An 11,473-nucleotide genomic window follows, 5' to 3' on the forward strand; every position below is an offset into this window, starting at 1 on the left:
TGACCTGCGGCGGCGGGCGGGTATCCTGCTCTTCGTGATCTTGCCGGAGACGGCTCTGGGACACCGTGGGACGCGGCCGAGGGGGCGGTGCGCGACCGGTGCGCGCTGTTAACTTTCCGGTCTTCCGGCCGCCGCGTCAGGGCGGTGCCGCCGGACCCCCGCGACCACTCATGTGAGGAACGTTCCACCGATGACGAGCAGCCGGCGCAGAATCCCGTGGACGGGTGCGGTCCTCGCCGTGACCGCCCTCGCCCTGACCGGGTGTTCCACCGGTGAGCCCGCGGCGCCGGCACCCGCCACCGCCGTCTCCGCGCGTTCCTCCGCCGACGCGTCGCGCTGGACCCTGCCCATGCAGGCGTACCGGCCCACCGCCGAGCAGACCGGGACCCTCGGCCGCGCGGAGCGGAAGCTGGTCGACCGGTGCCTCAAGGGCTTCGGGATCGACTGGAAGCCCGCCCCGGAGCTTCCCGCGATCGGCCCGAAGAACCTGCTCGACTGGCGGTACGGGATCCATGACGCCGGGATGTCCGCGAAGTTCGGCTACCAGGTGGACCCGGCGCAACAGGCGCGCTACGAGAAGGCGTTGAGCGCCGTCGACGCGCAGCCGAGGCTCTCCGACGACGCCCAGCTCGTCCTGGGCGGCACCGACGTGCCCGTCGAACTCTTGGAGAAGGTCGGCCCGGAGGCCCGGCGCGGCTATTACGCGGGGCGGAAGATCCCCGAGGGCGGCTGCTTCGGCGAGGCCCGCCGGACCCTGGGCACTTCGGCCCAGGGCGTGTCCCCGCTGGTGCAGCGCCTGACGAACGAGTCGTACCCCCGGTCCATGGAAGACCCGCTGGTGAAGGCGGTGTTCGCGCGCTGGTCCGCCTGCATGAAGGCCAAGGGCTTCACGTACCCGGCTCCCATGGCCGCCAACGACGACCCCCGGTTCCGGCCCCAGCCCGAGGGGGCGTCGCGCGTCGAGATCGACACGGCGCTCGCCGACATCGACTGCCGCGCCACCCACCGGGTCGCGGAGGTCTGGCACGCGGCGGAGACCCGGATCCAGCGCGCGTCGATCGCGCGCAACGCCACGGCGCTCACGGCGGACCGCCGCGCCCTCGACGCCAGTCTGCGCAAGGCGGCGGACGTCCTCGCCCGCCCCTGACCCACGTTCCTTCTCCTTGCTTCCTTTGCCGATTTCCGTTCCGACGATCACTCTGGAGACTCCTGTGCAGACCACCTCGCGGCGCCGCCGCCTCCGTACCGCCCTCGTCGCCGCCGTCATGGGCGCCTCCGCCCTCTCCGGCACGGGCATGGCCCACGCCGAGGGCGACCCCACCGCCTGGATCTCCAGCGACGAGGACACCATCATGTCGATGGAGGACTGCGCCGGCTCGTCGGAGGAGTTTCGCTTCCGCCTCTACTACAGCCCCAACTACTCGGGCGCCTGGGTCAACATCGGCCACAACATCTACGACATGCTGGCCCTCAAGATGCCCTACTCGCCGGCCACGCCGCTCCGCTTCTGCCCCAACACCGGCTCGGGCAGCGGCCAGGTCGCCGGCAACAACGCCGCCTCCGCCTACAACTGGTACGACGGCTACAGCGCCTCCGTGTACTACAGCGCCGGCTACAAGGGCGCCTACGACTTCGTCCAGCGCCGGTCCGGCGTCTCCACCCTGGTGAACACCCGGAACGACAACCGCTCCATCCAGTTCAGCAGCTCCTGGTAGTCGCTCACTCGGGCTGCGGCGTGAGGCGCCGCAGCCCCCTGCGGTCGTAGTAGTGGGTCATGGCGAAGCCGAACGCCAGGGCCGCTGCCGTACCGACCGCGATCATGATCCAGCCGCGGGCGAGACCCGCGTCGGCCTGGGCGTCGAAGTACAGGATGGACCGGACGCCCGCGCTGAGCTGGTGCATCGGCTCGAAGATGCCCAGGAAGCGGTAGAACGCGGGGGTCGCCTGCAGCGGGACGGTCGCCCCGGAGGAGGGGAGGGCCAGCGCGATGAAGACGAACATGGACACGAGCTGGCCGATGCCCCCGAAGGCGGCGTTGATGGCCTGGACGCCCAGGCCGACGGCGACCGTCGCGCAGTAGGAGAAGAGCCACAGCATCGGCAGGTGGTCGGCGTCCATGCCGAGGATCCCGATCGTGGCGACCATGACGAGCGTGGTCGTCAGGAGGGCGATGCCGGCGGTCATCAGCATCTTCAGGACGAGCGTCTGGGTGCGGCTGATCGGGACGGTCGGGTGGCGGGTGTGCCAGGGCCCGAGCTCGCTGTCGGCGTAGCCGAGCGCGGTGTCGACGCCGCTGTTGACGAGGTTCCCGCCGATGAAGCCGCCCAGGACGAGCAGCAGCGTGTAGTAGAAGGCGGTCAGGCCCAGGCCGCTGTGCCGGCCGATCGGATGGCCGACGCGGGTGGTGACCGCGACGGGGTCGGTCAGGAGCAGCCGCGTGGTCGGTACGGCGGCGGTGGCCGAGAGCTGTCTGCCGATGGTCAGCGAGGCCTGGTGCGCCGCGGCCTGGTTGATCTGGGCCGCCAGGGACGAGCCCAGGCTGCCGAGGCCGGGGTTGGTGAGCACGGTGAGCGTCGGGCGGACGGTCGCCCGGTTCGTGGTCAGCGCGGCGACGGACGCGGTGAACTCCTTCGGGACGACCAGGGCGCCGAAGACCTTGCCGGAGGCCAGGGCGTCCTGCGCGGCCGCGGCGTCGAGGAGGCGCCAGTCGACGGAGGTCTTCGTGGAGCCCACCGAGACGACCGCGTCGGTGATCTGCTTCCCGAGGTTCTCCCGCTGTCCCGGCAGCGGGTGGCCCTCGTCCTCGTCGACCAGGGCGATGGGCAGCTGGTCCAGGTGGTCGTTCGGGCTGAGGATGCCGCCCATGTAGAGGAGCGACAGCAGCAGCGACACCAGGGCGCACAGCAGCGTCGGCACGAGCCACAGCCTGGGGTGCCGGAGGAGCGCGGAGGCGCGGACCTGGGGGGCGGTGCCGGTGCCGGGGGCCTGGGCGTTCGGGGGGACGGAGGTCATGGGGCCATCGTCGACGGCCGGAGCCACGATCCGGGCATTTCGGGCGTCCGTGGGGGTGGGTGTGTCGGGCGCGGCCGGCGGCTCCGGCGGCCCGGACGGCCGCGCCCCGCCGGTCCCGCTCCGATTGCGGAGCGGTGGGCGCCGGGTTTGAGTGGGGAGGACCCCCTCTCGTGCTTTCAGGAGCTGCCATGTCGATGGCGTTCGGTTCATCCTTCGGATCGTCGGATCCGTTCAGCGACCTGTTCAACCGGTTCTTCGGCATGTCGCCGGCCTCGTCGCCCCCGGCGGTGCAGCGCGTGCCGATCGGACGGCTGCTGACCGAGTCCGCCCACGAACTGCTGAACACGGCCGCCCGCAAGGCCGACGAGGACGGCAGCTCCGACCTCGACACGGAGCACCTCCTGTGGGCGGCGACCCAGGTCGAGCCGACCCGTCGGCTCCTCTCCCGGGGCGGGGTGAGCCCCGACAAGCTCGCCGAGCGGCTCGCCGGGGTCCTTCCCCGCGAGTCCGCCGAGCCGTCCGCCGAACCCGGACTGACCCCGGCGGCCAAGCGGACCCTCGCGACCGCCCACGCCTACTCGCAGGCGGCCGGGGTCTCGTACATCGGCCCCGAGCACATCCTCAGCGCCCTCCTCGGCGACGCCGACTCCGGCGCCTCCCGCTTCCTGCGGGCCGAGGACATGGACATGAAGAAGCTGCGCGGCCTCACCGACCAGGCGGCCCGTCCGGAGCCGCGCGGCGCCCCCGCCGCCGCGCAGCAGCCGGCCACGACCCTCGACGAGTACGGCCGCGACCTCACGGAAGAGGCGAGGGCGGGCAGGCTCGACCCGGTCGTGGGCCGGGCCGACGAGATCGAGCAGACCATCGAGATCCTCTCCCGGCGCTCCAAGAACAACCCCGTGCTCATCGGCGAGCCCGGCGTCGGCAAGACCGCCATCGTCGAGGGCCTCGCCCAGCGCATCGTCGCGGACGAGGTCCCCGACACCCTCAAGGGCAAGCGGGTCGTCTCCCTGGACCTGTCCGGCATGGTGGCCGGCGCGCAGTACCGGGGACAGTTCGAGGAACGCCTCAAGAAGGTCATCGAGGACGTCCAGGAGGCCGGCGGCGACATCATCCTCTTCATCGACGAGCTGCACACCGTCGTCGGCGCGGGCGCCACCGGCGAGGGCTCGATGGACGCGGGCAACATGCTCAAGCCCGCCCTCGCCCGCGGCGAACTGCACGTGGTGGGCGCCACCACCATCGACGAGTACCGCAAGCACATCGAGAAGGACGCCGCCCTCGAACGCCGCTTCCAGCCCGTCCTCATCCCGGAGCCGACCGTCGAGGAGACCGTGCAGATCCTCGAAGGACTGCGCGACGCGTACGAGGCCCACCACCAGGTCCGCTTCGCCGACGGCGCCCTCGCCGCGGCCGCCGAGCTCTCCGACCGCTACATCAGCGACCGCTTCCTGCCCGACAAGGCCATCGACCTCATGGACCAGGCCGGAGCGCGCGTCCGGCTCCGCAGCGGCAGCCGCTCCACCGAGGTCGTCAGCCGCGAGGACAGGCTCGCGAAGCTGGGGCGCGAGAAGGACCAGGCCGTCGCCCGCGAGGACTTCGAGAAGGCCAAGGAGCTCAAGGAGCAGATGGCCGGGATCGAGGGCGAACTCGCCGGGATCGAGGAGCGCCGCGAGGGCGTCGTCTCGGTCACGGCCGCCGACATCGCCGACATCGTCTCCCGCCGCACCGGCATCCCCGTCTCCCAGCTCACCGCCAGCGAGAAGGAGAAGCTCCTCAGGCTGGAGGAGGAGATGCACGCCCGGATCGTCGGCCAGGAGGAGGCCGTCACCGCGGTCTCCGAGGCCGTGCGCCGCAACCGGGCCGGCATGGGCGACCCGAACCGCCCCGTCGGCTCCTTCCTCTTCCTCGGGCCCACGGGCGTCGGCAAGACCGAACTCGCCAAGACCCTCGCCGAGCAGCTCTTCGGCGCCGAGGACCGCATGATCCGCTTCGACATGAGCGAGTTCCAGGAGAAGCACACCGTCGCCCGGCTCGTCGGCGCGCCTCCCGGATACGTCGGCTACGAGGAGGCCGGCCAGCTCACCGAGAAGGTCCGCCGCCAGCCCTACAGCGTCGTCCTCTTCGACGAGATCGAGAAGGGGCACCCCGACGTCTTCAACACGCTGCTCCAGATCCTCGACGACGGCCGCCTCACCGACGGACAGGGCCGCACGGTCGACTTCCGCCACTGCGTCGTCATCATGACGTCCAACATCGGCGCCCACCGCATCCTCGCCCACGAGGGCGACGCGGCCGAGCTCAAGGACGAGCTGATGGAGGACCTGCGGGGCCGCTTCCTGCCCGAGTTCCTCAACCGCATCGACGACATCATCGTCTTCCACAGCCTCACCGAGGAGAACCTGTCGGAGATCGTCGACCACCTCCTCGACCGCAGCAAGCACCGCGTCCACGCGCAGGGCCTGACCCTGGAGGTCACCGAGGCGGCGAAGAAGCTCCTCGTCGCCCACGGCTACCAGCCGGCGTTCGGCGCCCGGCCGCTGCGCCGCACGATCCAGACCGAGCTTGACAACCGCGTCGCCTCCCTGCTGCTCGGCGGCGAGGCCGACCCCGGCGACACGATCGTCGCGGACGTCGTGGACGACTCGCTGCACTGCACGGTCCGCAAGCACGAGGACGCGCCGGCCTGAGAGCCGCCCGTACGACCTCCCGGGAGCTCACTGCGGTACGGAGTCTCCCGGGAGCCGGTCCAGGGCGGCGGCGACGTCGGTGCGGCCCGCGACCTCCCGAAGGGCGCGCGCCATCACGGACTCCGGCTCCCGGACCACCGTCACCAGGCCGACCGGCACCGACCGCGCCGGCTCGGCCATCGGCACCGCCCGCATGCCGTGCGGCACCCCGAAGACGTGCAGCCAGGCGTGCGGCACGATGCCGGCCCAGCGGCCGGTCCTGACATGGGCGAAGAGCGCCGCCACCGAGTCCGTCTCCACCCGGGGCGAGGGCCGCACCCCCGCCTCGGCGAACAGCCCGTCCAGGACCTGCCGCCCCTGCATGGTCCCGGTCAGCAGACAGAGCGGCAGCCGCGAGGCCTCCGCCCAGGTCGCCGTCGTCCGGTGCGCCGGGGCGTCGGCGGCACCCGTGAGGAGCACGTACCGCTCCTCGTACAGCGGAACGGCCTGGAAGTTCTCCGGCAGCCCCTGGTGCAGATACGTCACTCCGGCGTCGATCTCGAAGTTCCGCAGCTGCCGCAGCACCTCCTCCGCCCGCAGGTCCGTCGCCACCTCCACGGTCACCAGCGGGTGCGCCAGGCAGAACGGCGCCGTGAGCAGGGCGACCGCGCCGGACGCCGTCGGCACCGAACCGATCCGCATCCGGCCGCTCAGCCCCGTGCGCAGCGCACCGACCTCGCTCTTGAGGGCGTCACGGTCGGCCAGGAGCCGCTGCGCCCACACCACGATCCGCTCGCCCTCGGGCGTGAGGCCCTCGTACCGGCGGCCGCGCAGCACCAGCGGGACGCCGAGTTCGTCCTCCAGCTTCCGGACCGCCTCCGAGAGGGCGGGCTGGGAGACGTGGCAGGCCTGGGCGGCGCGGGCGAAGTGACGCTCCCGCGAGAGGGCCACCAGGTACTCGAGTTGGCGGAACAGCACCCCACGGGTCTACCCGACCACCCGCCCGAACGCCAATCGGCACCGCCGTCAGCCGGCGGGAACGGCCGCCGCGACGGGCCCGGCCTCCAGCCGGTCGTCGCCGCAGTAGACGTTCATCGACGTCCCGCGCAGGAAACCGACCAGCGTGAGACCGCTCTCCGCCGCGAGGTCCACGGCGAGGGAGGAGGGCGCCGACACGGCCGCGAGCATCGGGATCCCGGCCATCACCGCCTTCTGCACCAGCTCGAAGGAGGCCCGGCCGCTCACCATCAGCACCGTCCCGCGCAGCGGAAGCAGCCCCTCCCGCAGGGCGTGCCCGACGACCTTGTCCACGGCGTTGTGCCGGCCGACGTCCTCCCGCAGGCACACCAGCTCGCCCCCGGCCGAGAAGAGACCGGCCGCGTGCAGCCCGCCGGTGCTGTCGAAGACCTTCTGCGCCGCCCGCAGCCGGTCGGGGAGCGCCGTCAGCACCCCGGTCCCCACGCGCAGCGGGTCCTCGGCGACCGACCAGGCGGCCGTGGTCCGCACCGCGTCCAGGCTCGCCTTGCCGCACAGACCGCACGAGGAGGTCGTGTAGAAGTTCCGCTCCAGGGACGCGTCGGGGGCGGCCACACCGGGCGCGAGGACGACGTCGACCACGTTGTACGTGTTGCCGCCGTCGGAGGTGGCGCCCGCGCAGTACCGGATCCCGGCCACGTCCCCGGCCGCGTGCACCACGCCCTCGCTCACCAGGAAACCGGCCGCCAGGTCGAAGTCGTCGCCCGGGGTGCGCATCGTCACGGTCAGCGGGCGGCCGCCGACCCGGATCTCCATCGGCTCCTCGGCCGCGAGGGTGTCGGGGCGGTACGCGGAGCCGCCCTCCCGCACGCGCAGGACGCGCCGCCGCCGGGTCACGCGTCCCATCAGGCGCTCCGTCCGTCGGCCGGTTCGAGGCGGACCACGACGCCCTTGGACGTCGGGCAGTTGCTGATGTCGGCGACGCTGTCCAACGGCACCAGGACGTTCGTCTCCGGGTAGTAGGACGCCGCCGAACCCCGGCTCGCGGGGTACGCGACCACCCGGAAGCCCTCCGCGCGCCGCTCCCGCCCGTCGTGCCAGACGCTCACCAGGTCCACGAGCTGACGGTCGGCGAGGCCGAGGGCGTCGAGGTCGGCAGGGTTGACGAGGACGACCCGGCGGGCGTCGTGGATGCCGCGGTAGCGGTCGTTCGGCGCGTACCAGACGGTGTTCCACTGGTCGTGCGAGCGCAGCGTCTGGAGCAGCAGGTGCCCCTCGGGGACGTGCGGCATCGTGAACGCGTTGCACGTGAAGACGGCCTTGCCGCTCGGGGTGGGGAAGACCCCCGCGTTCACCGGATTGGGCAGGTGGAAGCCGCCCGGCCGGGCCACGCGCGCGTTGAAGTCCTCGAAGCCGGGCACGACCCGGGAGATCCGGTCCCGGACGGTGCCGTAGTCCCGTTCGAACTCCTCCCAGGGGACGGAGGGCTCGTCACCGAGGGTCGCACGGGCGAGCCGCGCGACGATCGCGACCTCGCTGAGCAGGTCGGGGGAGGCGGGCGGCAGCTTGCCCCGGGAGGCGTGGACGTCGCTCATGGAGTCCTCGACGGTCACGAACTGCTCGACGCCGTCCTGCACGTCCCGGTCGCTGCGGCCCAGCGTGGGCAGGATGAGGGCGGTCTCGCCGCAGACCGTGTGGGAGCGGTTGAGCTTGGTGGAGACGTGCGCGGTGAGCCGGCAGCCCCGCACGGCCTCCTCGGTGACCGCGCTGTCGGGGGTGGCCCGCACGAAGTTCCCGGCGACGCCCAGGAAGACCTTCGCGCGCCCCTCGCGCATGGCGCGGATGCCGTTCACCGCGTCCAGGCCGTGGCGGGTCGGCGGGGTGAAGCCGAACTCCTTCCCCAGGGCGTCGAGGAACCTCTGCGGCATCCGCTCCCACACGCCCATCGTGCGGTCGCCCTGCACGTTGCTGTGGCCGCGCACCGGGCACACGCCCGCGCCGGGCCTGCCGATGTTGCCGCGCGCGAGGAGGAAGTTGACGACCTCCCGGATGGTGGGGACCCCGTGCTTGTGCTGGGTGAGGCCCATCGCCCAGCACACGATGATCCGCTCGCTGCGCAGGACCCGTTCGAAGACCTCCTGGATCTCCTCGCGGGACAGCCCCGTCGCCGTCAGGACGTTTTCCCAGGAGACCTTCCGCGCGTGCTCGGCGAACTCGGTGAAGCCGGTCGTGTTCCGCTCGATGAAGCCGCGGTCGAGGACGGTGCCCGGCGCGGCGTCCTCGGCCTCCACCAGGAGCCGGTTCAGGGCCTGGAAGAGGGCGAGGTCGCCGCCGGCGCGGATGTGCAGGAACTGGTCGGCGATCGGCGTGCCGCGGCCGATGATCCCGCGCGCCTTCTGCGGGTGCTTGAAGCGCATGAGCCCGGCCTCGGGCAGTGTGTTGACGGCCACGACCTGTCCGCCGTTGCGCTTGGTCTCCTCCAGGGCCGACAGCATCCGGGGGTGGTTGGTGCCCGGGTTCTGCCCCACCACGAAGACCAGGTCGGAGTGGTGGATGTCGTCCAGGGAGACGCTGCCCTTGCCGATGCCCAGCGTCTGGGACAGCGCGGAACCGCTGGACTCGTGGCACAGGTTGGAGCAGTCCGGCAGATTGTTCGTGCCGTACGCGCGCGCGAAGAGCTGGAGGAGGAACGCGGCCTCGTTGTTCAGCCGGCCGGAGACGTAGAAGAGGGCCTCGTCGGGGGAGTCGAGCGCCTTCAGCTCGCCGGCGAGCAGCCCGAGCGCCTCGTCCCAGCCGATCGGCTCGTAATGCGTCGCACCCGGCCGCTTCACCATCGGCTCGGTGAGCCGGCCCTGCTGGTTGAGCCAGTAGTCGGACATGCCGTCGAGCTCCGCGACCGAGTGCTCGCGGAAGAAGTCCCGGGTGACGCGCCGCGAGGTGGCCTCGTCGTTGATGTGCTTGGCACCGTTCTCGCAGTACTCGTTCCTGTGCCGCTCGCCCGGCGCGGGCTCCGGCCACGCGCAGCCCGGGCAGTCGATGCCCTTGGGCTGGTTGATGTTCAGCAGCGTCAGCGCGGTGCGCCGCGGGGACGTCTGGCCCAGGGAGTACTCCAGCGCGTGCGCCACGGCGGGAAGCCCCGTCGCCCAGGTCTTCGGCGGGGTGACCTTCAGGTCGTCGACCGGGTCCTCGATGGCGCTCATGCTCGGGTCCGCCTCATTTCCTCGCGAATATCGGATTCTCGCCGCAGAGCAGATTCGGCCTCCTTCGGAGCAAAGTCAAAGAGATGTTTTCGATGACCTGATAGGCGCGACCTATCGGCTTGCCTTCCGCACGGCCTCCCGCGTTGCCTTCTGCGCCCGACAAGCGATTCCTATCGCGCCATCGGTAATACCTCTTTGACTTGCGGAGGGAATTCGCCGAGGGTGATCGGGTCATGAATTCCTGTTTTCGTCGAGTTTCGAGGAAGTGGGCGGAATCGTGCTGACGGCCATCTCCACGGCGTGGGAGCACGCACGGAGCCTCGCCCGCGACAGCGCCGGGCCGCCGCTGCCGGTCGTCGGCCGGGACCTCGACGAGGCCCTCGGGCACGCCCTCGCCGCGCCCCTGCGGGCGCTCACCGACCTGCCGGCGTTCGACACCTCCGCGATGGACGGCTGGGCCGTCGCGGGCCCAGGACCGTGGCGGCTGCGCGAGGGCGGCGTCCTGGCGGGGGAGGAGCCCGAACCGCTGGGCCCCGGCACCGCCGTGCGCATCGCCACCGGCGCCCCCGTCCCGGCGGGGGCGAGCGCGGTGCTCCGGCGGGAGCACGGGGAGAGCACCGGCCCGCTGCTGGACCTCTCCGAGGGGGAGCTCGCTCCCGGCCGGGACATCCGGCCGAGGGGGCAGGAGTGCCGGGCGGGCGACGTCCTGCTGCCCGCCGGTACGACCGTGACCGCCCGTGTGCTCGGGCTCGCCGCCGCGGCCGGGTACGACCGGCTCGCCGTGCACCGCCGGCCCCGCGTGGAACTCCTCGTGCTCGGCGACGAGCTGCTGGAGTCCGGCGTCCCCCGCCACGGCCGGGTCCGCGACGCCCTCGGCCCCCTGCTGACGCCGTGGCTGCGCGGCTGCGGGGCGGAGGTCGTCGCCCGCCGCCGGATCCCGGACGCCCCGGCACCGCTGCGCGCGGCCGTACGGGACTCCACCGCCGACCTCGTGCTCACCACCGGCTCCACCGCCGCCGGACCGGTGGACTTCCTCCACACGGCCCTCGCCGAGACGGGCGCCCGGCTCCTCGTCGACTCCGTCGCCGTACGGCCCGGCCACCCGATGCTCCTCGCCGCGCTGCCGCCGGCCGCCGACGGCCGGCCCCGCCTCCTGGCGGGCCTGCCCGGCAACCCGCTGGCCGCCGTCGCCGGCGCGGTCACCCTCGCCGTACCCCTGCTGCGACGCCTCGGCGGGCACGCGGACGCCGAGCCGCCCCGTACCGTCTGCGCCGCCGCGCTGCCCGGTCACCCCCGGGACACCCGGCTGCTCCCCGTACGGCGCACGGACCGGGGAGCGGAGCCGCTGCCGTTCGACGGGCCGGCGATGCTGCGCGGCCTCGCCTGCGCCGACGGCCTCGCCGCGGTCCCGCCCGGCGGCCTGGCCGCCGGGGCGGCCGTGGAGCTGCTGTCCCTGTCCCCGTCCCCGGACGGCTGACCCGCACCCGGAATCCCTAGCCTCTGGCCCCACCCCGTCGGTCTCGAACCTCCGTCCCGCCCCGTGGATCCCGGGCCTCCGTCCCTCACTCCGTGGGTTTCGAACCTCCGTCCCCGCCCCGTGGATCCCGGGCCTCCGCC

General features: G+C 72.6%; 8 protein-coding genes. 4 read left to right on the forward strand and 4 right to left on the reverse strand.

Annotation, left to right across the window (positions count from 1 at the left end):
* Window positions 1-190: 190 nt before the first annotated feature.
* Together ACFYUS_RS06360 and ACFYUS_RS06365 are read left to right on the forward strand one after the other, a co-directional pair.
* On the forward strand, window positions 191-1,147 hold the full coding sequence (locus ACFYUS_RS06360; protein WP_388846496.1) for a hypothetical protein: 957 nt from the start codon (window positions 191-193) through the stop codon (window positions 1,145-1,147).
* Window positions 1,148-1,211: 64 nt separating this feature from the next.
* Entirely contained in the window at window positions 1,212-1,715 is a 504-nt protein-coding gene (locus ACFYUS_RS06365) for a hypothetical protein (protein WP_388846498.1), read from the forward strand.
* Between the two features lie 4 nt (window positions 1,716-1,719).
* On the opposite strand, the gene ACFYUS_RS06370 is transcribed toward ACFYUS_RS06365, so the two are convergent.
* Window positions 1,720-3,012 carry a YhgE/Pip domain-containing protein gene (locus ACFYUS_RS06370; protein WP_388846500.1) on the reverse strand — a complete coding sequence of 431 codons (1,293 nt, stop codon included), beginning with the start codon at window positions 3,010-3,012 and terminating at the stop codon, window positions 1,720-1,722.
* A 188-nt stretch (window positions 3,013-3,200) separates the two neighbouring features.
* Between ACFYUS_RS06370 and ACFYUS_RS06375 the strand changes: the two genes are divergently transcribed.
* The gene (locus ACFYUS_RS06375) at window positions 3,201-5,702 is read left to right on the forward strand and encodes an ATP-dependent Clp protease ATP-binding subunit (RefSeq protein WP_388846502.1); all 2,502 of its coding nucleotides are present in this window, start codon (window positions 3,201-3,203) and stop codon (window positions 5,700-5,702) included.
* A gap of 27 nt (window positions 5,703-5,729) precedes the next feature.
* Here the strand turns inward: ACFYUS_RS06375 and ACFYUS_RS06380 are convergent, their stop codons facing one another.
* Genes ACFYUS_RS06380 through ACFYUS_RS06390 form a run of 3 tightly spaced genes read right to left on the reverse strand, consistent with a single transcriptional unit; the run spans window position 5,730 to window position 9,856 of the window.
* Entirely contained in the window at window positions 5,730-6,659 is a 930-nt protein-coding gene (locus ACFYUS_RS06380) for a LysR family transcriptional regulator (protein WP_388846504.1), read from the reverse strand.
* Window positions 6,660-6,707: 48 nt separating this feature from the next.
* Window positions 6,708-7,562 carry a formate dehydrogenase accessory sulfurtransferase FdhD gene (fdhD, locus tag ACFYUS_RS06385; RefSeq protein ID WP_388846507.1) on the reverse strand — a complete coding sequence of 285 codons (855 nt, stop codon included), beginning with the start codon at window positions 7,560-7,562 and terminating at the stop codon, window positions 6,708-6,710.
* On the reverse strand, window positions 7,562-9,856 hold the full coding sequence (locus ACFYUS_RS06390; protein ID WP_388846509.1) for an FdhF/YdeP family oxidoreductase: 2,295 nt from the start codon (window positions 9,854-9,856) through the stop codon (window positions 7,562-7,564). The genes fdhD and ACFYUS_RS06390 overlap by 1 nt, the downstream gene beginning before the upstream one ends.
* Window positions 9,857-10,136: 280 nt before the next feature.
* On the opposite strand from ACFYUS_RS06390, the gene ACFYUS_RS06395 reads away from it, so the two are divergent.
* On the forward strand, window positions 10,137-11,333 hold the full coding sequence (locus ACFYUS_RS06395; protein ID WP_388847728.1) for a molybdopterin molybdotransferase MoeA: 1,197 nt from the start codon (window positions 10,137-10,139) through the stop codon (window positions 11,331-11,333).
* Window positions 11,334-11,473: the final 140 nt, after the last annotated feature.

It is taken from the genome of Streptomyces sp. NPDC004284, assembly GCF_042874035.1.
GTDB lineage: Bacteria > Actinomycetota > Actinomycetes > Streptomycetales > Streptomycetaceae > Streptomyces.